This window comes from Tomitella biformata AHU 1821, from assembly GCF_000524475.1.
Classification (GTDB): Bacteria; Actinomycetota; Actinomycetes; order Mycobacteriales; family Mycobacteriaceae; genus Tomitella; species Tomitella biformata.
Genome location: NZ_BAVQ01000007.1, coordinates 1 through 25,143, shown reverse-complemented (window position 1 = coordinate 25,143; position 25,143 = coordinate 1). Strand labels below are relative to the sequence as shown.

25 protein-coding genes and 2 pseudogenes are annotated in these 25,143 nt (G+C 65.0%); 10 read left to right on the top strand and 17 right to left on the bottom strand.

All coding sequences use genetic code 11. From position 1 onward, the window contains the following. Positions 1–12 precede the first annotated feature (12 nt). Positions 13–804 carry a phosphatidylethanolamine N-methyltransferase family domain-containing protein gene (locus TBIF_RS04940; protein ID WP_024793746.1) on the top strand — a complete coding sequence of 264 codons (792 nt, stop codon included), beginning with the start codon at positions 13–15 and terminating at the stop codon, positions 802–804. Positions 805–811: 7 nt separating this feature from the next. Here TBIF_RS04940 and TBIF_RS22895 read toward each other — a convergent pair whose 3' ends face one another. Both TBIF_RS22895 and TBIF_RS26425 read right to left on the bottom strand, forming a co-directional pair. Further along, positions 812–1,096, bottom strand: a complete 285-nt coding sequence (locus tag TBIF_RS22895; RefSeq protein WP_307810588.1) for a type II toxin-antitoxin system death-on-curing family toxin — start codon at positions 1,094–1,096, stop codon at positions 812–814. Between the two features lie 31 nt (positions 1,097–1,127). Further along, a complete protein-coding gene (locus tag TBIF_RS26425; protein WP_268746895.1) occupies positions 1,128–1,259 on the bottom strand; it encodes a hypothetical protein in 132 nt (43 codons plus the stop codon). Positions 1,260–1,352: 93 nt separating this feature from the next. Between TBIF_RS26425 and TBIF_RS04925 the strand changes: the two genes are divergently transcribed. From TBIF_RS04925 to TBIF_RS04905, 4 genes are all read left to right on the top strand, one after another. Then, positions 1,353–2,312, top strand: coding sequence for a pseudouridine synthase (locus TBIF_RS04925; protein WP_200182793.1), 960 nt, complete (start codon positions 1,353–1,355; stop codon positions 2,310–2,312). Positions 2,313–2,384: 72 nt separating this feature from the next. Continuing rightward, on the top strand, positions 2,385–2,942 hold the full coding sequence (locus TBIF_RS25290) for a hypothetical protein (protein ID WP_148302164.1): 558 nt from the start codon (positions 2,385–2,387) through the stop codon (positions 2,940–2,942). Between the two features lie 124 nt (positions 2,943–3,066). Then, on the top strand, positions 3,067–3,207 hold the full coding sequence (locus TBIF_RS25620) for a hypothetical protein (protein ID WP_158506314.1): 141 nt from the start codon (positions 3,067–3,069) through the stop codon (positions 3,205–3,207). 350 nt (positions 3,208–3,557) lie between these two features. Then, a complete protein-coding gene (locus TBIF_RS04905) occupies positions 3,558–3,938 on the top strand; it encodes a hypothetical protein (RefSeq protein WP_024793742.1) in 381 nt (126 codons plus the stop codon). Positions 3,939–3,956: 18 nt separating this feature from the next. Here TBIF_RS04905 and TBIF_RS24800 read toward each other — a convergent pair whose 3' ends face one another. The 4 genes from TBIF_RS24800 to TBIF_RS04890 form a co-directional block, all read right to left on the bottom strand. Beyond that, on the bottom strand, positions 3,957–4,208 hold the full coding sequence (locus TBIF_RS24800; protein WP_084611541.1) for an NAD(P)-binding protein: 252 nt from the start codon (positions 4,206–4,208) through the stop codon (positions 3,957–3,959). A gap of 92 nt (positions 4,209–4,300) precedes the next feature. Then, positions 4,301–4,609, bottom strand: coding sequence for a cupin domain-containing protein (locus TBIF_RS26420; protein ID WP_051461356.1), 309 nt, complete (start codon positions 4,607–4,609; stop codon positions 4,301–4,303). Between the two features lie 65 nt (positions 4,610–4,674). After that, a complete protein-coding gene (locus tag TBIF_RS04895) occupies positions 4,675–5,115 on the bottom strand; it encodes a YtoQ family protein (protein WP_024793741.1) in 441 nt (146 codons plus the stop codon). 341 nt (positions 5,116–5,456) lie between these two features. Next, on the bottom strand, positions 5,457–6,083 hold the full coding sequence (locus tag TBIF_RS04890) for a TetR/AcrR family transcriptional regulator (RefSeq protein WP_024793740.1): 627 nt from the start codon (positions 6,081–6,083) through the stop codon (positions 5,457–5,459). Positions 6,084–6,134: 51 nt separating this feature from the next. Between TBIF_RS04890 and TBIF_RS26145 the strand changes: the two are divergent. Next, positions 6,135–7,046: pseudogene (locus tag TBIF_RS26145) on the top strand (SDR family NAD(P)-dependent oxidoreductase). 130 nt (positions 7,047–7,176) lie between these two features. Here the strand turns inward: TBIF_RS26145 and TBIF_RS04880 are convergent. The 3 genes from TBIF_RS04880 to ychF form a co-directional block, all read right to left on the bottom strand. After that, on the bottom strand, positions 7,177–8,145 hold the full coding sequence (locus TBIF_RS04880) for an RluA family pseudouridine synthase (protein WP_024793739.1): 969 nt from the start codon (positions 8,143–8,145) through the stop codon (positions 7,177–7,179). A 308-nt stretch (positions 8,146–8,453) separates the two neighbouring features. Next, entirely contained in the window at positions 8,454–8,825 is a 372-nt protein-coding gene (locus TBIF_RS04875; protein WP_024793738.1) for a carboxymuconolactone decarboxylase family protein, read from the bottom strand. Positions 8,826–8,911: 86 nt separating this feature from the next. Beyond that, positions 8,912–9,991 (bottom strand): redox-regulated ATPase YchF, encoded by a 1,080-nt coding sequence (ychF, locus tag TBIF_RS04870; RefSeq protein ID WP_024793737.1) that lies wholly within the window; start codon positions 9,989–9,991, stop codon positions 8,912–8,914. A gap of 261 nt (positions 9,992–10,252) precedes the next feature. Here ychF and TBIF_RS22875 point away from each other — a divergent pair, with 261 nt between their 5' ends. Together TBIF_RS22875 and TBIF_RS04860 are read left to right on the top strand one after the other, a co-directional pair. Further along, on the top strand, positions 10,253–11,209 hold the full coding sequence (locus TBIF_RS22875) for a DNA glycosylase AlkZ-like family protein (RefSeq protein ID WP_235174500.1): 957 nt from the start codon (positions 10,253–10,255) through the stop codon (positions 11,207–11,209). A 50-nt stretch (positions 11,210–11,259) separates the two neighbouring features. Continuing rightward, positions 11,260–11,583, top strand: coding sequence for a YbjQ family protein (locus TBIF_RS04860; RefSeq protein ID WP_024793736.1), 324 nt, complete (start codon positions 11,260–11,262; stop codon positions 11,581–11,583). Here TBIF_RS04860 and TBIF_RS26140 read toward each other — a convergent pair. From TBIF_RS26140 to TBIF_RS04835, 6 genes and pseudogenes are all read right to left on the bottom strand, one after another. Beyond that, positions 11,580–12,182, bottom strand: a complete 603-nt coding sequence (locus tag TBIF_RS26140) for a CBS domain-containing protein (RefSeq protein WP_235174517.1) — start codon at positions 12,180–12,182, stop codon at positions 11,580–11,582. The genes TBIF_RS04860 and TBIF_RS26140 overlap by 4 nt on opposite strands. A 30-nt stretch (positions 12,183–12,212) precedes the next feature. After that, positions 12,213–13,658 (bottom strand): annotated as a pseudogene (locus TBIF_RS22870) (chloride channel protein); the annotation flags it as partial. Between the two features lie 75 nt (positions 13,659–13,733). Next, entirely contained in the window at positions 13,734–14,492 is a 759-nt protein-coding gene (locus tag TBIF_RS04850) for an iron ABC transporter ATP-binding protein (protein WP_024793734.1), read from the bottom strand. Continuing rightward, positions 14,489–15,487 carry an iron chelate uptake ABC transporter family permease subunit gene (locus tag TBIF_RS04845; RefSeq protein ID WP_084611539.1) on the bottom strand — a complete coding sequence of 333 codons (999 nt, stop codon included), beginning with the start codon at positions 15,485–15,487 and terminating at the stop codon, positions 14,489–14,491. Before TBIF_RS04845 ends, TBIF_RS04850 begins: the two co-directional genes overlap by 4 nt. Position 15,488: 1 nt before the next feature. Then, positions 15,489–16,562: an ABC transporter permease gene (locus TBIF_RS04840; RefSeq protein ID WP_084611552.1), complete on the bottom strand. Its 1,074-nt coding sequence runs from the start codon at positions 16,560–16,562 to the stop codon at positions 15,489–15,491. Continuing rightward, the gene (locus TBIF_RS04835) at positions 16,562–17,530 is read right to left on the bottom strand and encodes a siderophore ABC transporter substrate-binding protein (protein ID WP_024793731.1); all 969 of its coding nucleotides are present in this window, start codon (positions 17,528–17,530) and stop codon (positions 16,562–16,564) included. Before TBIF_RS04835 ends, TBIF_RS04840 begins: the two co-directional genes overlap by 1 nt. Before the next feature lie 191 nt (positions 17,531–17,721). Between TBIF_RS04835 and TBIF_RS04830 the strand changes: the two genes are divergently transcribed. Then, positions 17,722–19,299 (top strand): FMN-binding glutamate synthase family protein, encoded by a 1,578-nt coding sequence (locus TBIF_RS04830; RefSeq protein ID WP_024793730.1) that lies wholly within the window; start codon positions 17,722–17,724, stop codon positions 19,297–19,299. A 127-nt stretch (positions 19,300–19,426) separates the two neighbouring features. Further along, a complete protein-coding gene (locus TBIF_RS04825) occupies positions 19,427–20,686 on the top strand; it encodes an AI-2E family transporter (protein ID WP_084611538.1) in 1,260 nt (419 codons plus the stop codon). A 40-nt stretch (positions 20,687–20,726) separates the two neighbouring features. Here TBIF_RS04825 and TBIF_RS04820 read toward each other — a convergent pair whose 3' ends face one another. Next, positions 20,727–23,720 (bottom strand): AAA family ATPase, encoded by a 2,994-nt coding sequence (locus TBIF_RS04820; protein ID WP_024793728.1) that lies wholly within the window; start codon positions 23,718–23,720, stop codon positions 20,727–20,729. Between the two features lie 2 nt (positions 23,721–23,722). Continuing rightward, the gene (locus tag TBIF_RS04815) at positions 23,723–24,865 is read right to left on the bottom strand and encodes an exonuclease SbcCD subunit D (protein ID WP_024793727.1); all 1,143 of its coding nucleotides are present in this window, start codon (positions 24,863–24,865) and stop codon (positions 23,723–23,725) included. Positions 24,866–25,143 lie beyond the last annotated feature (278 nt).

Here is a 25,143-nt window from a genome sequence, read left to right as displayed (position 1 = left end):
TGAAGGATCCCGATGGACTGGTACACCGGCAACACCGTCTATGACACCGTCCTGACCATCGCATTCGCCTTCGCCGCGTTGGTCATCATCGGCGGGTTCTTCGCCCAGAGCTCGTACGGCCGCTTCAGCACGACCAACCTCGGCCTCAACCTGAACCCGAAGCTGGGGTGGTGGCTGATGGAGATCCCCGCGACGGTCTTCTTCCTCGTCTTCTTCTTCACCGGCCCGGACCGATTCGAGCCCACCTCGCTGGTGTTGGCGGGGATCTGGCTGCTGCACTACGCGAACCGCGGCTGGTTCTTCCCGCTGTCGATCCGCCAGGTCCCCGGCAAGCGCGGCACATTCAACATCTCGGTGCTCGGTATGGGCATGCTCGTGACCTGCATGCACGGCTACCTCAACGGCGCGTTCTTCAGCCACGACTACCTCGGCCAGTACTCGACCTCGTGGCTGACGGACCCCCGATTCCTCATTGGCGTCGTCGTCTACCTGTGCGGATTCGCGCTCATCCTCAGCTCGGAGTCGATCGTGCGGAATCTGCGCGATAAGACGAACCCGGGCGCGACGGAGTACAAGATCCCGTTCGGCGGCGGCTACCGCTACGTCACCAGTCCCGCCTATCTCGGCGAGATGATCGCCTGGGCCGGCTTCGCGTTGCTGACCTGGTCCCTCGCCGGCGTCGTCATCTTCCTGATCACCGCGGGCAACCTGATCCCCCGCGCCATCGCCACCCACAAGTGGTACCGCGAGAAGTTCGCCGACTACCCCGCAGAGCGGAAGGCTCTGGTGCCTTTCGTGCTCTAACGGACCGCTAACGCCACTCGCGTAGGACCGCCGCGGCCTCCTCGTATCCAATCCGGCCCTCTGCCACCCCGATCACGAGGTCGTAGGCGTCGTCGGCCGGCGCGTCCAGATCTATTCCGTTGAGCCCGTAGTGCACCACGGTCGCCAGCCATCCCAGCCGCTTATTCCCGTCGACCAACGGGTGATTACGCACGATCGACTCAAGCAGCACGGCCGCCTTGTCGTCCACGGACTGGTACACCTCGTCCCCGAAAACAGAAGCCGACGGCCGATGGGCGGCCGAGTCCAGCAACCCCAGGTCAGGGAGGGGCCCGACTCCGAGATCACGAGCCAACGTCAGCAGCGGACAGTTCGCGCACCTCCCCCTCGCGCAGGCGTCGCTGCGCCGCCTCCGAGATGGCTCGCACAGTCGCCTCCTGCTTGCTGACCCCATAGGCCTCGGCAAGCAACGTCAATGTGATACCACTTGAGACCGGCTTCGAGAGACATTCGAACACCTCGATGACGCCCCCTCTGCGGTGGTTCGCGCCGATGAGAGGATGACAGTCATGTCGATGCCCCCACCGTTGCCCGTCAAGAACGGGGTGGGACCGACGCGCCTCCGCATCCCGACGTCTGGACCATGGGCGACGATCGCCGAGTACGTCGTGGCGAAGTTCGACCACCTAGACGCCGACAGCCTGTACCGGCGGTTCGACGACGGCGGGTTCGTCGGCATTGACGGCCGTCCGATCGCGCGAGGCACAGAGGCCGGCGGGCACGAGTTCCTCTGGTACTACCGCGAACTGCCGAACGAGATCCCGGTGCCGTTCCGCGAGGAGATCCTGCTCGTCGACGATGACCTCGTCGTGGTCGACAAGCCACACTTCCTCCCGACCATCCCCGGCGGGCGCTACTTGCACGAGTCGGCGCTCGTCCGCCTGCGGGTACGCCTCGACAACCCGGACCTGACGCCAATCCATCGACTCGACCGCGGCACCGCGGGTCTGGTGATGTTCTCGGCCCGCCCTGCGACCCGCGGCGCTTACCAGACGTTGTTCGCGAAGCGGCAGGTCACAAAGGTCTATGAGGCGGTCTCGACGCTACCGCTCGAATGGGATCAGGACGCGCCAGCACTCGCCGGACAGGACCTTCCCCTCGTCTGCCGCAACCACATCGAATCCCGACGCGGCGAATTCCGGGCCATCGTCGACGATGCCCGCGAGCCCAACTCCGAGACCCTAATCGAGCTGCTAGCTGCCGGTGTGAGCGCCTCCGGGCGTGCTGTGCTGCACACCGTTCTGCACCCGCACACCGGACGGATGCACCAGCTGCGGGTGCATCTGGCAGCGCTCGGTGTCGGAATTCTGGGCGATAGCTGGTATCCCGACCTGCTGCCCGAGAAGCCCGACGATCATTCCCTCCCACTCCAATTGCTCGCGCGGGAAGTGGACTTCACCGATCCTCTGTCGGGACAGCCGCGCCGATTCACCACCCGGCGGACGCTGAGCGAAATGCCCGTGCCGTGATCGACCGGCGGCCAACGAGGTTGCTGCCAACGTGCTGCGCGGGCCCGGACACGCCGTAACTACGCTCAGTACATGCCTGCACCAGCCCACCCGATCCCCGCGAGAACACTGCGAACCGCATCGATAATCGGCCTCGCCTTCGCAGCGGCGCTTCTCCTGTTTGGCCAGAACCTGATCCGCATCGGGTCCAGTGACGCAGTTACCGCACAGGACCTTCAATCATCTGGGTTGTCGGGCACTGTCATCGATGCGCGGTCCAGCGAAGTTCGCACGAACGATGGAATGTTGCATGCGATGCATGCGGAACTGACATTCATTGGCGCAGCCGGGGACGAGCACACAATGGAGACGGACAATTTTCCCCGGTACCACCCGCCTCTCAACTCGCCGCAAGGCTGGGTCGAGGACTTCCCCACCAAAGACCAGATTGTCGGCCAGGCGGTCCTCTACCGGATTGGGGAGCAGCCCTCGGTAACGCTTGTCAGTGAGATACCTGCCCTGACCAGTGCGGGGTGGGGTTTTCCGCACTACCTAGGGCCGGCGCTGATGGTGCTCGGCGCCGGCGCGGCCGTCGGCGGGATCGCGGGAATTGTGCGGGCGACGCGGCGAATGAGATCCACTGGCTGCTGAGAACCACCGCGGGCAGAGACTCCACAGCGAACATTGTGGTGCTGTACTGCTCCCACCGCATGGGCGTCGGCGCCGTGACCACTCGATCCGGACCGTCGGGCATAGGGATGACCATCTTCGCGGCATGCAGAAAGAGCCCGGCACCGCCCAGCCTTGCCACCCGGCTATTGAAGTTCTGATCGCCGTAGCGATTGTCGCCAGCGATGGGGTGGCCCGCATGTTGCAGGTAGACACGGATTTGATGCTTGCGGTCAGTCAGTCCTGATCTTCGTAGAGAATGACATTCCTCATCTGCTCGATCAGCGACGATGGTTGTCCGGTCGATGGCCCTTCTCTCGTCGGGGTGGAAGGCCCTGCGCTCACCCGACGCGAAGTCGGGGAACCTCTCGAATGAAGATCACGCCGGCCGACTGGCGTCTGCTGAGGTTGACGCGCCGCAGATCTGCACTGACTCCGCTTGCCGGGAAAAGAACCTGCCTTAGACAATCAATGGCTCCACCTAATAGTCACACCGAGAACCATCTCGCTATCGGATGTACCGGCTACCGGAGCACTCGAGTTCACGTCGAGACGAGGCACTGGGCACGGGGCAATCGTGCTGGCTACCATGGCAGCATGGCGAGTGCACGGGTGCTCCAGATCGGCATTGACCCAGCGGTGGTCGACTTCGCTCCTTGGCCAGGTCAAGACGCCGACGGTCTCCGCACTCGCCTTGATGACGCTGGAGCGGTGCTGCGAAACGCTGGATTCGACGTCACCGTTTGCCTGCTTCCGGACGACCCCGCCGCCGCCGAGACGGCAGTGAGAGACATCTGCACTGATGGCACCTTCGACGTGGTCGAGATCGGGTCCGGATTGCGGACTTCCCACGAATACACGCTTGTCTTCGAGCGGGCCATCAACACCGTTGCCGCACTCCAACCAGGCATACCGTTCTGCTTCAACGACTCACCCGAGACGACGTTCGACGCAGTACGCCGCAGCCTCGCACGCTGAACAGCGGAACTACAGCGATCACCACCTCGGAGTCGAGGGCCGCAATGACGGACGGTAGCCAATCGAGGTTCTCGGCATGGATCTCGGCCCGATGGCAGGGCGGGGCGTCCTCGCGCCCCCCTGTCCGCCGCAGAGTCCATCCTTTGGAGTCGAGCCACACCGAGCGGTAGATGCCCCCGGATGGAGTTCGCCCGCGTCGAGTATGGGCACACTCCTGCGGGCACGTCCGAGCCTATGGGCGGCGCTAAGACCCGCGGGGCCAGCGCCGATGACGAAGCCTTCGAAATGTGTGTTCCTATTCGAACCTTCACAGCCGCGCCTCCGCTACTGCAAACCTACTTTCAGAATTGCAATCAGGTTGCCTAGACGTCAATGACGTGGAGGCGTTCGCCCTGCACGCTGTAGAGGGCAATGATCTCGGCGGGCCGACCCTCGCGGGCGTTCGCGATCAAGTGCGGGGTCATCGTGTCGAACTCCGCAGCTTCACCAGCTTCGAGGACAGTGCGCTGATCGGACAGTGCAAGGATGACCGCGCCTGCGAGAACATAGAACCACTCACGCCCGGGATGCGTGGTGTACTTCAGGGGGCTGCCTGCGCGCTCGGCGGGTAGATCACCATCACCTTGAAGCCCTGCAGCCCCCGGCGTGGACGCCGACCCCCAGGCGAACACGGCTCAGTCTGCGACCGGAACACATGCGGGCTGGAGGACACCTCCTCCGGCCCGCGACCACAGATTTACGCCTTGAGCACGTACCGCAGGGTCTCCACCACCTGTTCGGTGGTCGTGCACCAGGCCTGAGCCGCGGCGTCGACCTCCTTGAGCGGATGGACGATATCTGCCTCGTGAAGGGTCAGGTAGGGCTTGCCCAGTGCGGCGCAGTAGCCGGCATCGAAGGCGGCGTTCCACTGCTTGTACTTGTCCCCGAAGCGCACCACTACCAAATCGGCCTTCTCGATCAGGGTGCGCGTGCGAACGGCATTGACCTTGGAGGACTGGTGATCACGCCAGAACTGGCTTTCGGTCTCGCCTAGATGGTCGCCGGCGGCGTCGCTCGCAGGGTGATCGGTCACCGGCGCGGTGAATTCCACGTCCAGCCCGGCGGCCTCCGCGCCGCGCTGGATCTCGTCACGCCAATCGGTGTGGATCTCGCCGGAAAGATAGACAGAGAAACTCATGGCTCAAAGGCTCCTGTATCGGGTATGGAAGGGTCTGATCTGCTCCCTCGTTCACCACCCTAATAGCTCAGCCATTACTACAACCGGCGGGCACGGGCATCGATCCGGCGGCGGTCTGTACTGCGCTGGGTCTCCCGGAGGTCGCTTAACATTCACCCCTCCTGGAGATTCGGGACGGTTCAACTAGCTCGTCACAGGATCAAAATACCTAGTCAGAGGCATTCGTACGCGTTGAACTTGAAGTCCACCGAGTTCTGTACCCAATCAGCCTCTGGACCGAGACTGCAGAACGCGATCGGCTCGTCGAAGGATTTACGTTCCTGGACGCCTAGCACTGCCGCTCAGCGTGGCTGCAGGCCCGTCATGAGCATGGCGAGGACGCCATCGGCGAACGGGTTGTCCAAGTCACCCGTTCGTAACAGCCAGCGGTGGAAGACCGGGCCGAACAGCAGCTCCACCGCCAGTCTCGGGTCTACGGACTCGTCCACCTGGCCGGCCCGGATTCCGGCCGCGATGCGGGCGGCGGTCGCATCGAGCTGCGGGCGAAGGAGCCTCCGCACCAGTTCACCGGCGACGGCGAGGTCGGTCTGGATCTCAGCGGTGATCGCGCGCTGAAGGCGGTCGTTGGCTGGATCAGTGAGCGCTGCGACGGCCCCCCGGAGCACGAGCCGAAGATCGGATTCGAGATCGCCGGTGTCTGGCAGCGTCACCGAGCCCTCTTCCTGAGTGTTGGCGTCCAGGATCGCATCGAAGATCACGGCCGCCTTCGATGGCCACCAGCGGTAGATCGTTTGTTTGCCAACTCCGGCGGCAGCCGCGATTCCTTCGATGCTCAGTCGGGCGTATCCCACGTCGGCGACGAGGTTGCGCGTCGCGGAGAGGATCGCCCGACGGGCTCGATCGCTCCGCCGGGAAGCGTCGGGGCCTGGCGCAACTGAGCGTGCGGGGACCGAAGATGTTGGGGTCATACAGTCAAGCTACAACAGTACGAGACGAGACGATTCGTCTTGACGGCAAGTATGCCGCTCTGGCATCCTGACGAGACTCACCGTCTCGTTGGAGGGAATCCCGATATGAGCGAAGGATCATCCACTACTCGCACGTGGCTCATCACAGGTGCCGGCCGCGGACTCGGCCGGGCGTTTGCGCAGGCCGCCCTGGCTCAGGGGGATCGCGTCGTCGGGACGGTCCGCCGACCTGGGGCAATGGCGGAACTGCGCGCCGACCATCCGGACTCGGTGCAGGAACTCCTGCTCGACATCCGTGACGCCGCCGCAGTTACCGCCGCGGTCGATCAAGCGGCACAGTCCTTCGGCGGCCTCGACGTACTCGTCAACAACGCGGGCACCGGTTTCGTCGGGGCTATCGAATAGGTCGACGAGCGGCAGGCCCGAGATCATCTGGACCTGAATCTCTTCGGCGCACTCTGGCTCTCGCGGGCCGCGATCCCGCATCTGCGGGCGAGCGGTGGTGACGACATCGTGCAGATTTCGACGGTCGGCGCCATCGGTTCGATGCCGATGTTCGGGCTCTACAACGCGAGCAAGTGGGCCCTCGAAGGATTCAGTGAGGCGTTGTCCACCGAGGTCGCGCAGTTCGGCATCCGGGTGACGATCGCCCAACTCGGCGGGTTCGCCACCGACTGGGCCGGCTCGAGCATGCCGTTCGCGACGCCGAAACCGGAGTACGACGACCTCCGCACTGCCATGTTCGGCACCACGGAGATCCCTTGGCCGACCGCCGATCCCGATGAACCGTCGACGGATGCTGACCCGCGCCTGGCGGCCGACTCGCTGGTCGCGCACCTGTCTAATCCCGACCGTCCACTGCGGGTGCTGATCGGCGACGATGCACGGGACCATGCCGCCCTGGCTTACACAGCACGCCGGGACTCCTACGGCCAGGGCAGGGACTTCGACTGGCCGTCATAGGTCGATCGGAACCGACCTCATGGAAACCACCGGTCCCGTACCCACGCTTCCTCCCCGTACCTGTTGCCGATTTTCGGCGACTAGGAACGCGCCTTGGCCGAGGAGCCTGTTCCTGGCTTGACGCTGTCGGCTACAACCCCGCCTTGAGCAACTGCTCCCACCGCATGGGCGTCGGCGCCGTGACCACTCGATCCGTGCCGTCGGGCATGGGGATGACCATCTTCGCGGCATGCAGAAAGAGCCCGGCACCGCCCAGCCTCGCCACACGGCTATTGAAGTTCTGATCGCCGTAGCGATCGTCGCCAGCGATGGGGTGGCCCGCATGTTGCAGGTGGACACGGATTTGATGCTTGCGGCCGGTCAACAGTCGGATATTCAAGATGGTGGCCCGGTTCCCCACTCGCCGCCGCACCGACACGTGGGTCTCGGCGCGCTGGCCGCCCGCGTCAACGACCACCCGGGTGTCTCTGCGCTGCAGCGGCGCATGTAAGGCCGTCGCCCCCGAGAGCCAGTTTCCGGCGACAATGGCCAGGTAGTGCCGCTCGATCTCGTCTTCCCGATCGCGCAGCACGTCGTGAAGGTACCGCAGGATAGAGGGGGTCTTCGCCAAGGCCAACACACCGGAGGTATCACGGTCGAGGCGGTGGATAAGCTCTAGTTCCGGCAGTTCGGGTCGCAGTTGGCGGAGCGCCTCAATCACGCCGCCAGGAACATCTGTGCCTTTATGGACTGCCACACCGGCCGGCTTGTTGATTATCAGCAGGTCCTGATCTTCGTAGAGAATGACATTTCTCATCTGCTCGATCAGCGACGATGGGAGCCTCCGCGCCGGCGCACTGGCATCGTCCACCCGCAACTCGGGGACATCAATAATATCGCCGTCTTGAATGCGATAGTCCTGCTGCGTCTTGCGTCCGTTGACGCGCAATTTTCCCTGCCGTAAAAGCCGGAACAACAGTCCCGCCGGCACGCCCTTGAGTTGGGACCGCAGAAACTTGTCCAGTCTACGGCCGGCGTGCTCGTCATCGACGGTGATCTTGCCAGCCGCCCTCTCGGTCGACGGCCCTTCTCTCGTCGGGGTGGAAGGCCCTGCGCTCACCCGACGCGAAGTCGGGGAACCTCTCGAATGAAGATCACGCCAGCCGACTGGCGTCTGCTGAGGTTGACGCGCCGCAGATCTGCGCTGACTCCGCTTGCCGGGAAAAGAACCTGCCTTAGACAATCAACAGCTCCACCTAATAGTCACGCCCATAGCCGGGCCGAAGCGGGCAGCTCCCCCGAGTGTTCGTCACGCCCGCCGCGGAGCCCAACTAAGCGTCGAACTCGAAATCCACCGCGTCGCCGCCCACACCAATACTGCGCGAGGGAGATCACCGTCTCGGCGGCTAGGATGCCGCTTTGAGTCAATTAGTCGTCGAACGCGGCTTTCATGCAGCGCATGGCCGCGAGGGTTCTTGGCACCCCGATGTAAGGCATCAGGTGCACGAAGCATTCCGCGACTTCTTCTTTGCTCATACCGGCGACGTCAACCGCCGTCTTAATATGGCCAGTCAGCTGCGGTTCGGTTCCCCCCGTAGCTGCCAGTGCCGCCATGTTGAGCATCTGGCGATCGCGCAGCCCGAGCCCCTCGCGCTGGTAGGTGCCGCCGAAGACCGCACCGACCACCCAGTCCGACGCGCCTGGAGCGAATTCATCTAACTGCTGCTTCCAGGCCGCGGCGCCTTCTGGAGACTGCGTTTCTTCAACGAATTGGTTGCCCTTAGCGATGCTCAATTCCACGGGGGTCCTCCTCGATTATAAGAATTTGCCTGGTCAGACTAGCAGTCGCCCACCGAGACGACGGGCAACTAGACCACGCACGGCATCTACACGTTGAACTTGAAGTCCACCACGTCGCCGTCGACCATCACGTATTCCTTGCCCTCCATGCGCACCTTGCCGGCGGCCTTGGCGGCGGCCATGGAGCCGGCCTCGAGGAGGTCATCGAAGGCCACGATCTCGGCCTTGATGAAGCCGCGCTCGAAGTCGGTGTGGATGACGCCGGCGGCCTTCGGCGCGGTGTCGCCCTTGTTGATCGTCCAGGCGCGAGATTCCTTCGGCCCGGCGGTCAGGTAGGTCTGCAGGCCCAGGGTGTGGAAACCAGCCCGTGCGAGCGCGTCGAGGCCGGGCTCGGTCTGGCCAATTGAGTCGAGCATCTCCTGGCGGTCCTCCTCATCCAGCTCGAGCAGTTCCTGCTCGACCTTGGCGTCGAGGAACACGGCATCGGCCGGCGCGACGGCGGCGCGCAGCTCGGCGACCTTCGCGTCGTCGGTCAGCACGGACTCGTCGGCGTTGAACACGTAGAGGAACGGCTTGGTGGTGAGCAGGCTCAGCTCCCGCAGCAGCTCGAAGTTCACCTTGTCCTGCACGCTGAACAGGGTCTTGCCGTCCTCGAGGAGCAGTTGCGCCTTCTGCGCCTCCTCGAAGTTCGGCTTGAGCTCCTTGTTCTTGCGGGACTCCTTGTCGAGCCGCGGCAGCGCCTTCTCGAGCGTCTGCAGGTCCGCGATGATCAGCTCAGTCTCGATGATCTCCATATCGGCGGCGGCGTCGACGCGGCCATCCACGTGGATCACGTCGTCGTCGTGGAAGACGCGCACCACCTGGCAGATGGCGTCCGCCTCACGGATGTTTGCGAGGAACTTGTTGCCCAGGCCTGCCCCCTCGGAGGCGCCCTTCACGATGCCGGCGATATCCACAAAGGACACGACGGCCGGCAGGATCCGCTCGGAGCCGAAGATCTCAGCCAGCTTATTCAGCCGGGGATCAGGCAGCTCGACGACTCCCACATTGGGCTCGATGGTGGCGAACGGATAGTTCGCGGCCAACACATCGTTGTTGGTCAGGGCGTTGAAAAGGGTCGACTTGCCGACGTTGGGCAGTCCTACGATTCCGAGGGTAAGGCTCACGGTTAAGAGAGTCTACGTGCCCCGTCCTGGCCGATGCCCCCACCGGTGCCCGTACCCGGTTTTACACTGGCGCTATGACGTTGGAAGTCTCCCGCGCACAGCTCCTTTCCTACCGTTGGCGTGCGCAGCAACTCGGCCGCGTCTCTGCCTCCATTGCTGACAGCGCGACAGACTGCGACCTCCTGGATTTCGGGGTACAGGACACCGGGCCCGACGGCGCCGCGTGGGCACTGCGGATCCGCGGCTGTCGAGATCCAGGGGATGTTTCCCTGGCCTGGACCCTGCGCGGCGCCCCGCACCTGTACCGCACCGCACCGCACCGCCCAACTGTCGGGCATCGCCATTGCGACGGCCCCATTCTCAGAGCCCGACGCCGCAAAGCGGGTCTTCGACGCGAGCAAGCCTCTCAAGGCCGCGGGCATTCCGGTTTTGACCGCACTGCGGAACGTTGCACATCAGATGCGGGAGATCGCCGCGGAGCCGATCGTCAAGGGTGCGATGTCCACCGCCCTGACCGCCGCCTTGCCCGCGCCGTATCTGCGCTTCTGCCGCCCGTGCGACGCCACCCACCCGTATGAGATGCCGTTCCGGCTGGCCGCTCTCCACGCCGGTCTGCGGCTGCAGCCCGGCACCTCTCCCCCGGTCCTTGAGCGGATTCCCGGCTGGACATTCAGTCCCTATGAACTGCTCGCCGAGCACGCGCTGGCGCCGCTCAATGTCATCCGCAATTATTTACGCTTCTACGGTCCGGCGACGGTCAAGCAGGTGGCCGCTTTCATCGACTGCCCGGCGAAAGAGGTCAAGGCCCATTGGCCGAGGGACACGGTCAACGTGGCGGTCGTCGGTGAGAGCGAGGTCCGCTCCGCCCTCGCATCCTCTCTAGACCTGCTCATCTCTAGACCAAATCCGGAAGGCGCCATCCGGCTCATGGGCCCTTACGATCCGTATCTGCAACTTAAGGACCGGGCGAGCCTCGTGCAGGACGAGCCCCTGCGCAAGTCCCTCTGGCCTGTGCTCGGCCGCCCGGGCGCAATCGCCTGCGACGCTGAGGTTCTGGGCACGTGGCGGCCTCGGACCAAGGGGAAGTCCCTCACTCTTCGACTGGTCCTGTGGGAGCCCGAGCAGGCGGGCCCTGCACTGTGGTCGGAACTGGAGACGCAAGGCCAGGATCTCGCAGATTTCCGAGGCCTGGAATTCGCGGGCTGGGCGGACAAATAGCCATTCCAATCACGCTGCCGCGGGGAGCCCACAGGTCTACTCTCATGCCCATGATCATTGTGACGACAAACGACATCCCCGGCGCCCGCATCACCCGCACGATCGGCGAGGTCTTCGGCCTCACGGTCCGCTCCCGCCACATGGGCTCCAACATCGGCGCGGGCTTCAAGTCGCTGGTCGGCGGCGAGCTGCAAGGCATCACGAAGCTGCTGCACGAGTCCCGCCAGGAAGCCCTGTCCCGCCTCGCCGCCGAGGCACATGAGCGCGGCGGCAACGCCGTCGTCGCATTCCGCTTCGAGACCAACGAGTACCAGGGCACCGGCACCGAGGTCTGCGCCTACGGCACGGCCGTTGTCGTCGAGCCGCTCAATTAGTCGCTCCCGGCGAGTTGGCGCCCCACCTTGTCCAGCTCGTCGGGCTGTCCGAGCAGCGTGACTACGTCGCCCTGCTCGAACCGCAGCAGCGCACTGCCCTGGAGCACTTCGTTGTTCCGCAGCACCGTCAGCACGATGACCCCTGAGGGTATCGACTCCGGCCCCAGCGGCTGGCCGACGAGGGGCGAGTCGGACGTCACCGGCACCTCACGCAGATCGACATTTGAGCCGACTGAGTCGAAACGCTTCACGTCGCGTTCCACGGCCGCACGGTAGCCGTTCACGATGTCCCGCACCGCGAGGATGCCGATCACGTGGCGGTCCGCATCGAGCACCGTCAGCCAGCCGTGGCCTTGGTGCATCGCGTCCAGAGCGTCGTCGAGGTTGTCGTCGACGGGCACCGTCGGCACGGTGGGGTCCACCAGTTTGCGCAGCGCCGTCGCCGGGTCCGCCGCCTCCACCTCGGCCCGCCGAACCGAGCCGACGAACCGTTGGCCGCGGTGCACCACCGGCGCGCCCGGCACCCGGGCCGCCCGCATCTGCTCGGCGGCCTCCCCGCAGGTGCCGTCCCGGTCCAGAACCAGCCGCGGGGTCGTCATCGCGTCTTGCACGCGCACGCGGTCCAGCAGCGGGAGGCCCGCCGCCAGCCGGGCGCTGTACTCGTCCTCACGGCTGTCGAGCTGCTTCTCATAGATGCTCACCCCAGCCTGTCGCACGATGAGGAACGCCAGCCCCACGGCCACCATGGCGGGCACCATGATCGTGTAGCTGCCCGTCATCTCCGCGACCATGAGCATCACCGCGAGGGGCACCCGCGCGACGCTGCCGAAGCAGGCCATCATCCCGACGATGACGAAGGGCGCGGGGCTCTCCGGCACCGCGGGCGCGTCGAGCGCCTCCAGTACCCGCCACACGGCCCCGCCGGTGAACGCCCCAATCACGACGCCGGGGCCGAAGATTCCGCCCGAGCCGCCCGAGCCGATCGACAGCGAGGTCGCCAGGATCTTCGCCAGCGGCAGGATGATCACCAGCCACAGCGGCATCGCCAACAGCAATTGGCGGTCGAGGGCCTCCTGCGCCCAGCCGTAGCCGCTGCCGAGCACCTGGGGGATCCCCAGCGCCATCAGGCCGACGAGCAGGCCGCCCATCGTCGCCTTGAAGATCCGGCCCGCCGTCCGATTTCCCGGCAGCCGCTTCGTCAAATGCATGACGCCGTAGAAGGTACGGGAGTACGTGATGCCAACCAGCCCGGCCAAAATGCCGATCACCGCGAACCAGGCCAATTGGACTGGGTCGTCGAATTGGTAGTCGCGGGCGGCAAAGCCGAAAAGCGGCTTATAGCCCTCAATGGAGCCGAATACCGCGTACGCGGTAATCGAGGTGATGAAGCCGGGAACGAGGGCGCGCTCGTCAATGTCATTGCGGTAGGCGATCGACGCCGCCAACACCGCGCCACCGAGCGGCGCGCCAAAGATGGCGCCGATGCCGGACCCGATGCCGACGGCCACCGCGATGCGGCCATCGGATGGCTTGAGGTCGAAGAAGCGGGTCAGCAGGGACCCGAAGCCCGCCGAGATCTGCGCGGTGGGCCCCTCCCGCCCGCCCGAGCCGCCCGAGCCGATGGTGAGCGCCGAGGCGATGATCTTGACAATCACCGTGCGCACGCGGATCTGCCGCGGGTTCTTGTGGATTGCGTCGATGGCCGCGTCGGTGCCGTGGCCCTCCGCCTGTGGCTCCAAGGTGAACACCAGCGTGGCCGATGCCAGGGCCCCGAGCGCGACGACGAGCGGGATCGCCCACGGGCGGGAGAAGTCGGAAAACGATCCCCCGTCGCCCGCCTTGCCGCCCTCGCCGTCTGGGGTGGGCGGGGCGTAGCCGCCGATATCGGTCAGCAGGAACTGCGTGGCATGCGAGAGCACGTAATAAAACGCCACGGCGCCCAAGCCCGCCACTACGCCGATGAGAATCCCGAGCACAAGCCATTTCTTCAAATAGCTCGCGCCGCCCAGCCATCGGCCGGACGCCGCCCCGAAGAACCGTAGATCGCGGCGAACCACGCCATTCCGACTAGACATATACGGCAGCCTATACAGGTGCACCCGGTGCCCGTTCCAGGACACCTGAATGGCAATTCACAGGCGCCGGCGAAATCAGGCGTAGTAGACGCCGATCGGCTGGCCGTCGATATCGTGCACCTCGATGTCCAAGTCGAACACGTCCCGCAGCACGGCCGGGCTGATCATCTCGCGCACGTCGCCCTGAGCCACGATCGCGCCCTTCTTCATGGCGATGATGTGGTCGGAGTGGCACGCCGCGTAGTTAATGTCGTGGATGACCAGCACTACGGTCTTGCCGAAGGTCTTCGCGAGGTCCCGTAGCCGCCGCATCATCAGTGTCGAGTGCCGCATGTCGAGGTTGGCGAGCGGCTCGTCGAGCAGGACGTAGTCGGTGTCCTGGCAGAGCACCATCGCGACGTATGCGCGCTGCCGCTGCCCGCCGGAGAGCTGGTCCAGGTGCCGGTCCGCGAGCTCGCCGAGTTCGAAGAACTCAATGGCCTCCTCGATCGCAGCGTGGTCGGCTGCCTTGAGCCGGCCGCCCGAGTGCGGGAACCGCCCGAACGCCACCAATTCCCGGACCCTCAGCCGCACCGTCATGTGGTTTTCCTGCCGGAGCACCGCCAGCCGCTTCGCCAGGTCCTCGCTGCGGGTCTTCGACACGTCGAGCCCGTCTACGGTGACGGTGCCGCCGTCGGCCTGCAGGAGCCGGCCCACGATGGAGAGGAGCGTCGACTTGCCCGCTCCGTTCGCGCCGATGATCGCGGTGATGCCGCCGCGCGGGATGGTCAGCGAGACGTCGTCGACCACCACCGTCTTCCCGTAGCGCTTGGTGGTGTTGCTGATGGTGATCATTTGCGAGACTCCCGGATGAGCAGGACGATGAAGTACACCCCGCCGACGAAGTTGATGATGACGCTCAGCGCCGTGTTCAGCGCGAACACGTGCTCGAGGATGAGCTGCCCGCCGACCAGCGTGACGATCGCGATGAGCATCGCGGCCGGCACCGAGATCCAGTGCCGGAACGTGCCCGTCATCTGACGGGCGAGGTTGGCCACCAGCAGGCCGAGAAAGGTGATGGGGCCGACCAGTGCCGTCGAGATCGACACGAGGATCGCGATGATCACCAGAGACTGATTGACCACCCGCCGATAGTCCACGCCGAGGTTCACCGCGTGCTCGCGGCCGAGCGCGATCACGTCCAGCTTGCGGAAAAGCCGCAGGCCCCACAGCCCGACGGCCACCATCACCACCGCCGAGAAGGCCAGCAATTGAGTGTTCACCGAGTTGAAGCTGGCGAAGAAGCGGTCCTGCAGGGTGATGAAGTCGTTCGGGTCGATCAGCCGCGCGCCCAGCGCCGACAGGCTCGAGAAGAAGGCGCCGAACACGACACCGACCAGCACCAGCACATATAGGTCCTGGCTTTGCTTGCCGAACAGCCAGCGGTACAGCGCGCTGGCGAAGACGACCATCACCAGGACCTGGCCGATGAACATCAGCCGGGGGTCGATCTGGGCGAGGGTCAACGTGCCGAGGAAGTACACGATCGCCGTCTGGATCAGCACGAACAACGCGTCGAAGCCCATGATGCTAGGCGTGAGGATGCGGTTGTTCGTGACCGTCTGGAATAGCACGCTGGAGTAGGCGATGGCGGCACCGACGACGATCATCGCCGCGACTTTGCGCGAGCGCAGGCGGACCGCGTACTCCCAGTTGCCGGTGATCTTGAAGGTGCAGAACGCGATCACCAGGCCGACTGCCGCGACGAGCAGGATCAGCAGGATGCGGCGTTGGCGGCGCGATTGCGCGGCGAGCGGCGCCAGCGTGGCCTGTTTGGCGGGGGCAGTCATCTCACGCAGCCTTAGAACGGGTACGCAGGATGAGCACGATGAAGATGGCGCTTCCGAGCACGCCGACGACGGTGCCAACCGGGATCTCGTAGGGGAATCGGATGATGCGCCCGATGACATCGCAGATCAGCACGACGAAGGCGCCAGCCAGGGCCGTGATCGGCAGCACCCGGCGCAGATTGTCGCCCAGCGCCATGCAGACGAGGTTCGGCACGATCAGACCGAGGAACGGGATATCGCCGACGGTCACCACGGTCACCGCAGTCATCACCGCGACGAGCAACAGCCCCAGGTTGATGACGCGGTTGTAGGAGATGCCCAGGTTGATGGCGAAGCTCTCCCCCATGCCCGCGACCGTGAACCGGTCCGCGTAGAGATAGCCGATGACGGTGAGCCCGCCCGCGACCCACAGCAGCTCGTAGCGTCCGGCCAGCACGCCGGAGAAGTCGCCCGACGTCCAGGTCGACAGCGTCTGGAGCAGGTCCGCGCGGTAGGCGAAGAAGGTGGTGACGGCGGTGATCACCCCACCGAACATGATGCCCACCAGCGGCACCACGATCATGTCTTGGAAGCTGAGCCGCTTGAGGATTTGCAGGAATATCAGCGTGCCCAGTATCGCGAACACCACGGCGATGAGCATTTTTGCCATGATCGACTCGGAGCCGAAGAACATCGTCGCGACCAGGATGCCCAGCCCGGCGGACTCTGCGGTGCCGGCTGTGGACGGCGTGACGAACCTGTTGCGGGCCAGGTGCATCATGATCAGCCCGGCCACGCTGAGGGCGGTGCCGGCCAGCAGGATCGCCACCAGTCGCGGCACCCGCGAGATGAGCAGCACCTGCACCTGGTCGTCACTGAGTCGCAGGAGGTCTGCGGGGCTGATCGCGCTGACACCGACGAAGAGCGACGCGATCGAGCCCGCCAACAGCACCAGCCCCGCCACCACGAGATGCCAAGGCCGGATAGCGCTGGAGCGCTGAAGTTCGCGTCGTTCAGCGTCGGGCTTCTCCTCGGGGCAGTCCTCCCGAGGTTCCGGATTCAGCGTCGTGGTGACGGGGCTGGGGCCAGGGCGCATCACTGCAGGCTGTCTCCCACGGTCTGGACCATGGCCTCAACCGAGCTGAGCCCGGTCGGCGCGATGTACCAGGTGAACGGGTCGAGGAACACGATGCGTCCGTTCTTGGCGGCGGACGTCCGATCGACGAGGTCGTTGTCCAGCACGCTGCCCGCGGCCTTGCCCTCCTCGCCGATCGCGGCATCGCGGTCGACCACATAGAGGATGTCGGGGTTGGACTCGGCGATGAACTCCGAGGAGATGGAGTCGCCGTGGGTCTCCACGGACAGGTTCGCCGAGGCCGGCTGCACGCCCAGCGGGTCGTGGATGATGCCGAAGCGCGAACCCGGGCCATACGCGCTGATCTTGCCGCCGGTGGTGAGCACGATCAGTCCGGTCTCATCGCGCTCCGCGGCCAGCGCGGCCACGGTTTCGCTCTGTACGTCCAGCGCGTCGAGTCGCTGCGCCACCTCGTCCTGCTTGTCGAAGATCTTTCCCAGAGACTCGGTGCGATCGCGGAAGCTCGCCAGGAAATCGCCGTTGTCGACCGTGACATCGATGGTCGGGGCGATCTTCGACAGCTCGTCATACGCAGTGGCGGAACGCCCGCCGATGATGATCAGGTCCGGAGCCAATGCGTTGACCTTCTCGAAGTCGGGCTCCTTGAGGGTGCCGACCTTCTCGTACTGGTCGGTGCCGAACTTGCTGAGGTTTTCTGGCAGCGAGTTCAACTCCGGCACCCCGGCGATCTCCACCCCGAGGTCGTTCAAGGTGACCAGCGCGCCCGAGTCGAAGACCAAGACCTTGCTGGGCACGCGATCGAAAGTTTGGCTGCCTTGCGCATGAGTGATGCTGACAGTCTCGATCTCGGCCCCTGCCGACTTGTCGTCCGCGCTGCCGGCATCCGACGTGCCACAGGCGGCGAGTCCCAAGACGACCGGCGCGATGAGCGCGGTGAGCCAACGGCGTGAAGCCGGAGTGCGACGCATGAATCCTCCTCATAGGTAAACCTAACTTTGGGAAGGCTAACCTAGTGGCCTTCGCGGCGTGAGGCCCACCCTTCGACGCGCCCCACTTTCGTGGGCGGATCCTCGCCAACCACTGGTGGCACCGCCCCATCTCGCCATGTGAACCGCGTCAGCGTGAGAGCCTGGAACCATCCCAATCCAGGAGGTTCGCGATGATCCGGTGGCTAGCTGTCGCGGCAGTGTGGCTGGGCACGATTGTCACCCTGGTCCTGGCGTTCGTGGTCTCGCCGTGGTGGCTGCTGTTCGCAGCGCCTCTGTGCGCGTTCGCCATTGTCGGCGCCCACGATCTGCTCCAGCGCAGACACAGCATCCTCCGCAACTATCCCGTGCTGGGGCATGCGCGGTTCCTGCTCGAGTCGATCCGCCCCGAGATCGGGCAGTACTTCATTGAGCGCAACACCGACGGCACCCCGTTCGACCGTGAGACACGCGACACCGTCTATGAGCGCGCCAAGGGCTTGAAAGATGTGGAGCCTTTCGGCACGGAGCGCGATGTCAACGCCGTCGGATATGAATTCTTCCGGCATTCCCTGCTGGCCCGCGCAGCGCCCGAGGCCATCCCCCGAGTCCGCATCGGCGGACCCGATTGCCTTCAGCCCTACGACATGGCCCTCTACAACGTCTCCGCCATGAGCTTTGGCGCCCTGTCTGGCAATGCGATCGAAGCGCTCAACAGCGGAGCGGCGCGCGGAGGCTTCGCGCATGACACCGGGGAGGGGGGAATCAGCCCTTACCACCTCAAACACGGCGGCGACCTCATCTGGGAAATCGGGTCCGGCTACTTCGGTTGTCGCACCGCAGACGGCCATTTCGATCCGGATCTGTTCACCGCGAAAGCCCAGCTGGCACAGGTTAAATGTGTCTCTATCAAGATCTCGCAGGGTGCCAAGCCGGGTCTCGGCGGGGTCCTGCCCGGCCCGAAGGTCAGCCCCGAGATCGCGGAGACGCGCGGCGTCCCCGTCGGCCAAACTGTCGTCTCTCCCCCGTCGCATAGCGCGTTCGGCACCCCGCGGGAGCTCTGCGAGTTCATCGCCGAACTGCGCAGGCTCTCCGGCGGCAAGCCCGTCGGCTTCAAACTCTGTGTGGGCGCACGGCGGGAGTTCCTCGGCATTTGCAAGGCCATCCGCGCCACCGGGATCAGCCCAGACTTCATCATCGTTGACGGCGCCGAGGGCGGCACCGGCGCAGCCCCTTTGGAGTTCGAGGACCACGTGGGGATGCCGCTCACCGAGGGCCTGATGCTGGTCCACAATGCCCTGGTGGGCACGGGCCTGCGCAAACACATCAAGGTTGGGGCCTCCGGCAAGGTCGCTATCGGGAGCGATATCGTCAAGCGGATTGCCCAGGGAGCCGATTTCACCCTGGCCGCCCGCGCGATGATGTTCGCCGTCGGCTGCATCCAGGCCCAGCGCTGCCACACCAACCGCTGCCCGGTCGGCGTCACAACCCAGGACCCGCGTCGTGCTCGCGCTCTCGATGTGCCGGACAAGGCGAGCCGCGTCTACAACCTGCAGCGCTCGACCGTGGCAAGCGCCCGGCAGATCGTCGCGTCGATGGGGCTCGGCAGTTTCGACGAGTTGACTCCCGCCATGCTCAACCGACGGGTTGCGGTCCACCGCACAGCCACATATGCGGAGCTGCACGAGTGGCTACCTCAAAATGCCCTGGTCAACGATCCGCCGTCCACCTGGCGCCGGGACTGGGAGCGGGCCAGCGCCGAGCACTTCTAGACTCCGGCGCCGCTGCCGACCGCGCACTGCGCTCACCCGGGACCCCCAATGACCGTCGACAGTGCGAACTGTGTTCGCCTCTGCGATCATTGGGCTAAATTCACCTTCTCCACACACAAGGATGGCGATGCACCAGATCCCAGAGGACATCAGCGGACCCGTTCGGCGGGCCCGCGGCGAAGTGATCGGAGCAGGCGGGCGATGGCTCTCAGAGTGGAGTCTGCGGCTGATCCTTATCGTCGGCGCCATCTGGGTGCTCGATATCGTCGTCTCCAAGGCGTGGGTTGTGGTGCTGCCGATCCTGCTGGCCATCGTGCTGTCCACGGTGCTGTGGCCGATCGCCGGCTGGATGCAACGTAAACGCGTGCCCCCCGCCCTAGCCGCCGGCCTAACCATGATCGGCTTCCTCGCGGTGCTCGCTGGCGTGATCGCGGCCATCGCGCCCTCGGTCGTGAACCAGTCCAGCGAACTGGCTAACAAGGCTGTCGAGGGGCTCCACAAGGTGCAGGAGTGGATCACCGGGCCACCGCTCAACGTCCATCCGGAGCAGATCGATCAGGCCATTCAGTCCCTGACCGGCAAGTTGCAATCGAGCGCCACGATGGTGGCGTCGGGCGTGTTCAGTGGCGTCAGCACTGCGGGGTCCATGATCGTCACCATCTTGTTGGTTCTGGTCTTGGTCTTCTTCTTCATCAAGGACGGGCCCCGGTTTCTGCCCTGGCTGCGCCAGACCACTGGCAGTCCGGCCGCTCGGCATTTCGAGACCGTCGCTTCCCGCATGTGGGAGACCCTCGGCGGGTTCATCCGCACCCAGGCTCAGGTGGCGCTGATCGACGCGGTGTTCATCGGCGCAGGCCTGTTCTTCCTCGGTGTGCCCCTGGCCGGCGCTCTGGCGGTCATCACGTTCTTCGCAGCGTTCATCCCCATCGTCGGCGCGTTCGTCGCCGGTGGTCTGGCCGTGCTCATCGCCCTCGTCGGCAATGGGTTGACCACCGCACTGTTCGTGCTGTTGCTGATCTTCGTGGTCCAGCAGGTCGAGGGCAATGTGCTTAGCCCGATGATGCAGAGCAAGTCGATGAACTTGCACCCCGCCATCGTCCTGCTCGCGGTCGCCGGCGGCGGCAGCCTCTGGGGCATCGTGGGCGCGTTCCTCGCTGTTCCTCTCGCAGCCGTCATCGCGGTCCTCTTCCGCTATTTGGACGAGCAGATCGCCGAACGGTCCGCCGACGTCCTGCTGTCGGAGGCTGGCGACCACCCATCTGAGGCCATACTCGCCGAGGCTGCCCAATTGCGAGACGAAGCCCATCACAGCGATGCCGACGACTCAGGTGACGAGCGGCCCGACTCCGCATCGGTCATCACCAAGCTCGCGTTTTGGCGGCGATGATCTAGGGTCCGCGCCCGACCAGCGGGCGCGGACCTTCCGATCATCCTTCGTGCATGTGCAGGGTCGAGCCCGTTTCCCCCTTCTTCACGAATAATCGGTTGGGGATGCGGTGCTGCATCTCCGCAACGTGGCTGACGATGCCCACTGAACGCCCGCCTGCACGCAACTCGTCAAGGACACCCATCACTAGATCCAGGGCCTCCGCGTCCAGGGTGCCGAAGCCCTCGTCGATAAAGAGCGTCTCAAGCTGGATACCGCCCGACTCCTCCGCGACCACATCCGCGAGGCCCAGCGCGAGGGACAACGAGGCCATGAAGGTCTCGCCGCCCGACAGGGTGCTGGTTGGCCGGATAGATCCGGTGTTGGCGTCGAGGATGTTCAGCGCGAGCCCCCCGCGGAGCTCTCGCTTGACCTTGCCGTCGGAGTGGATGAATTCGAAGCGCCCGCCCGACATCGCCCGCAGTCGGCGTGATGCCACCACCGCGACCTCCTCCAGCCGCGCGGCCAGGACGTAAGTCCCGAGGGACATCCTGCGCGAGTTCTGGCCGTCTCCCAGCATCACCTCGGCGAGCGCGGAAAGGCTTTCATGGCGTTTCTCAATGGGTGCCAGGTTGGCCACCTCGGACTTGAGACCGTGGAACTTTGCGAGGACGGCACGCGATCGATTATCAGCCTGATCGTGCGCGGTCAATGCCTGCTCTAACTCCTCGGCTGCACTCGCCGCCGCAGCTTCCGCCTCGGCAACGCCGACAGGATCAAGGCCTGCAACCTCGACAACCTCCGGTTCTTGGAGCACCGCCCGAGCACTCGCAGAGCCTTCGGCCGCGGCGGAGATCGCTGTGGCGATCTCTGAACGGCGGGCCGTAGTGCGTACCGCCGCCAATGCGGAGGCCAGCGAGTCGAAAGCTGCCGCTGCGACCGCCTCAGCAACCACAGCCTGGTCCTTCTCGACGGCCTCGCGAGCAGCGTCGACCTTCCCCCGCAGCTCCGCCAACCCGGACACCCGGTCACGGGCCGCCGCGATCCGGCTGGACCGGGCGGCGACGTTGGCGTCCTCTCCGATAATCTCCACGAGCTGCCGCTGCGTGTCGGCGACGTGAAGTTCTAGCTGTGCGTATTTCTGCTCCGCTAGCGCCGTGTCGGTGCCAAAGGTGGCCAGGTCCTTCTCCAGCTCCCCGCGCTGCACCTGCAGTGTCGTCGCCCTCGCCTCTGACGCGACCAAGGTGCCAGCTAGTTCCGCAGCCTCGCCCAACCTGGTGGTGGCCTTCGCGAGCTCTTGCTTGGCTGAGGCAGGGTCGAGCCCACCGGAAGTTGCCGTGTGCAGGACCACCGCCTGCTGCGCAGCACCCTGTGCCGCGCGAGCTCCCTCCAGCGCGTCATACGTCGTGACCACCACCTTCTGTGTGGCGTCCTCTGCTTCTTTGGTGACCAGATTGTCGGCCGCAATCGCTGGCGCAGGGTGTTCGACGGAGCCGCACACCGCACAGGACTCGCCCGCAACCAGCTGGCCGGCAAGCTCTGCCGCCATCCCGTTGAGCCGGCGCTCCCGCAGATCCAACGCGATGTCTCGAGCATCGTTATAGGCCGTCGTCGCAGTCGCCACCGCGGTGTCGCACTTGATCTGCTCTGCCTGTGCCAGCACCATGTCCTGAGCCGCGCGCACCGCCTTCTTGGCCTCGTCACAGATCATGGTCAACCCAGGGAGTTCGCTTTTCGCGGCCTGCGCGGCAACCACCTTGGCCGCGATGGTCGCAACTTCCCCCGGAAGCGCTTCTAGTTCTGTCCTATTCCTATCGGCCTTCGCTGTCAGTGTGGAGATACTGTCGCGTGTGTCCGCGAGGAGCCGGCTATCTCGCGTGACTACGTCCTCCAGCCCGCGAGCCTGTTCGAGAAGGGTCAGCTCCGCCTCCCACTCTCTAACAGAGTGCAGCAGGGAGGGACGGTTCAGCTCGCCGCGGTCGGACCGGGCAACTGCCAATTTAGGGGCGGCGGTGGCATCACCATCGAGATCACGCTCGAGTACCGCGACCTGCCCAACCAATGCCTCGCACGACTTCGTCGAGGACGTCAACGCCGTGTTCGCCCACTCGACCTTCTCTGCCCGGCCGGCCATCTCGGCCTCATCCGCCATCAGCACCCGCTCCGCGGCCGACGCCGTGTATGCGGCTAGCTGCGCCGTGGCATCACGCGCCCGCTGCTGCGCACGCGCCTGGCCCTGCAACCGCGCAAGGTTTTTCGCGTGCTCGTTGGACGTGGCCCGAGACGCCGTCAGCACGACTTCCGAGGCCGCGACCGCCGCCGCGCAAGTAGCAACCAACGCCTCCGCCCAGCCCAACGCGGACGGCTGCTCTGCGGTCGGCTCGAAGTTATCTCCTCCGGCCGCCGTCGCCAGGGCTGCCAACTCCAAGTCGATGGCCTGGCGCTGCCGCGCAAGGCCCGCAGCGCTCACGCTCTTGCGATCCGCGAACCAATCCTCAACGGACTTGAATCGGCTGGTGTCGAACAGCTTCTCTAGGAGTTTCGCTCGGTCCTTCGTCTCCGCCTTGAGGAATCTGGCGAACTCTCCCTGCGGGAGCAGAACCACTTGAAAGAACTGCTCCGCGCTCATGCCGAGCAATCGCAACACCTCGGCGCCAATGTCATTGAGCCTGCTCAGATTCTCACCACTGCCGTCCAGCCATTCGAGCGTTCCACTCGCCTGCTGGAGCGTGAACCCCTCACCCCGCTGCTTCGGTCGCATGAATTCCGGACTACGCGTCAGCCGGAGATCACGTCCGCCGAGCGTGGCCTCCAGCACCACTTGCGGTCGTACATCACGGGCAGCATGGTCGGAATGCAACCGTTTACCACTTTGCCTGGATCCCGGCACCGTGCCGTAGAGCGCGTAGGCGACAGCGTCGAGCACCGTCGTCTTGCCCGCACCAGTTTGCCCATGCAGTAGGAACAAGCCGTCTGCGCCCAACTCGTCGAAATCGACCTTCTCGGTACCCGCAAAGGCCCCGAACGCGGTGATCTCCAACTTGTGCAACCGCATGCTCAGCCCCTCGTCTCTGCCATCGACGCGGACAGCGCGTCCTCAACCAACTTCAGCTCATCTGCGGTGGCCTCGCTCCGCACATCGGCTAGGAACGAGCTGACAACCTCGCTGTCCGTGCGCCCTCGGACACGATCTCGGTACCGCAACTCCGGATTGCCGCCAGGCCGCTCCCATTCGACCCTGACCGCATGTGGGAACCGCTCCTGCAACTTCCGCATCGCGTCTACCGGCCGCACATCATCAGTCAGGACCGCAGAAATATAGTCCGCCTCGATGGACTCGTGGATTGGGTCCGCAAGCAGCTCTGGGAGGGTGCCTGTCAGCTGGCTCAAGCCACGCACTGGGGTCAGCTCAACCAGGCGCACGTCTGCCAGCCCATCCGCGGCCAGATCCACGATCCACACGCCTTTGCGGTGCGTGCGCTCACCGAATGAATATGGCAGCGGGCTTCCCGAGTACCGCACCGGATGATCGATCACCTGTGGCGAATGCAAATGCCCCAATGCGACGTAGTCGACGCCCGAGAACACTCCCGCGGCGACAGTCTCGACACCACCCACCGAGATAGAGCGCTCCGAGCCCGTCGACTCCCCACCCACCACAAATGCGTGCGCCAGCACCACCGACCGCACGCCCGGCTCCTGCGCCGCCGCATGCTGCCGGATTCGCTCCATCGCCGCGGTCAGCACGTCCGCATGTGTACGCGCGCCTGGCACGCCCATTTCCCGTCGGCACACGTCTGGCTCAAGGTACGGAATCCCGTAGAACAGCACCGATCCGTGCTGGTCAGCTAACTGCACCGGCTCTGCAATTCCGGCCACGGTGGTAAAGAGGTGCAGCCCCCCAGCCGCCGCGAAATCGGCCCCCGCGCCAAGTCTGGCGGGCGAATCATGATTTCCGGACGTCGCGACGATGATCGCACCGGCGTCTCTGATCGCCACCAGCGCACTGTTACAGGCACGCACAGCATCCGCACTCGGCACCGAACGGTCGTAGACATCACCGGCAATCACCACAACATCGACTTGCTCGCTCTCTACGAGCGCTGCAATCTCGGCGAGCACGCGCACCTGATCCATCTGCAGATCCACCCCGTGGAACGTCCGGCCGATATGCCAGTCCGACGTATGCAAAATCCTCATGGCGATGACGGTAGAGCACGGCACTGACATTGATGACGAACGTCGACCGTTCGCGCCGCCGTAGGCCCTGCGGCGAACGCACGACTGTGAGTATCCCGGACGGCTGTCTCCGGCCGGCTGCTGTCCCAAAGGTGCCCAGAGCGGATTGGCGGGATTGTCATACCCTCGCGGTAGTGTCGGCTTTAAGTTCCAAAAGACGGTGAAGTCGCTGGTCAGAGGGGGTGCGAGATGGCCGTCATCGATTCTGGTATCGAGGCGGCGCTCGCCGCTGCCGAGGC

Bases quoted from the DNA above. Each gene is read 5' to 3' on its own strand.
- TBIF_RS04895 (WP_024793741.1), bottom strand. From the start codon at position 5,115: ATGAGTTTCTCTGTCTATCTTTCCGGCGAGATCCACACCGATTGGCGT.
- TBIF_RS04860 (WP_024793736.1), top strand. From the start codon at position 11,260: ATGATCATTGTGACGACAAACGACATCCCCGGCGCCCGCATCACCCGC.
- TBIF_RS04850 (WP_024793734.1), bottom strand. From the start codon at position 14,492: ATGATCACCATCAGCAACACCACCAAGCGCTACGGGAAGACGGTGGTG.
- TBIF_RS04890 (WP_024793740.1), bottom strand. From the start codon at position 6,083: ATGACCCCAACATCTTCGGTCCCCGCACGCTCAGTTGCGCCAGGCCCC.
- TBIF_RS04835 (WP_024793731.1), bottom strand. From the start codon at position 17,530: ATGCGTCGCACTCCGGCTTCACGCCGTTGGCTCACCGCGCTCATCGCG.
- TBIF_RS04825 (WP_084611538.1), top strand. From the start codon at position 19,427: ATGCACCAGATCCCAGAGGACATCAGCGGACCCGTTCGGCGGGCCCGC.
- TBIF_RS22875 (WP_235174500.1), top strand. From the start codon at position 10,253: ATGTTTCCCTGGCCTGGACCCTGCGCGGCGCCCCGCACCTGTACCGCA.
- TBIF_RS04820 (WP_024793728.1), bottom strand. From the start codon at position 23,720: ATGCGGTTGCACAAGTTGGAGATCACCGCGTTCGGGGCCTTTGCGGGT.
- TBIF_RS04830 (WP_024793730.1), top strand. From the start codon at position 17,722: ATGATCCGGTGGCTAGCTGTCGCGGCAGTGTGGCTGGGCACGATTGTC.
- TBIF_RS04925 (WP_200182793.1), top strand. From the start codon at position 1,353: ATGTCGATGCCCCCACCGTTGCCCGTCAAGAACGGGGTGGGACCGACG.
- TBIF_RS04845 (WP_084611539.1), bottom strand. From the start codon at position 15,487: ATGACTGCCCCCGCCAAACAGGCCACGCTGGCGCCGCTCGCCGCGCAA.
- TBIF_RS26140 (WP_235174517.1), bottom strand. From the start codon at position 12,182: ATGACGACCCCGCGGCTGGTTCTGGACCGGGACGGCACCTGCGGGGAG.
- TBIF_RS04815 (WP_024793727.1), bottom strand. From the start codon at position 24,865: ATGAGGATTTTGCATACGTCGGACTGGCATATCGGCCGGACGTTCCAC.
- TBIF_RS04940 (WP_024793746.1), top strand. From the start codon at position 13: ATGGACTGGTACACCGGCAACACCGTCTATGACACCGTCCTGACCATC.
- TBIF_RS04840 (WP_084611552.1), bottom strand. From the start codon at position 16,562: ATGCGCCCTGGCCCCAGCCCCGTCACCACGACGCTGAATCCGGAACCT.
- TBIF_RS25620 (WP_158506314.1), top strand. From the start codon at position 3,067: ATGCAGAAAGAGCCCGGCACCGCCCAGCCTTGCCACCCGGCTATTGAA.
- TBIF_RS25290 (WP_148302164.1), top strand. From the start codon at position 2,385: ATGCCTGCACCAGCCCACCCGATCCCCGCGAGAACACTGCGAACCGCA.
- TBIF_RS04905 (WP_024793742.1), top strand. From the start codon at position 3,558: ATGGCGAGTGCACGGGTGCTCCAGATCGGCATTGACCCAGCGGTGGTC.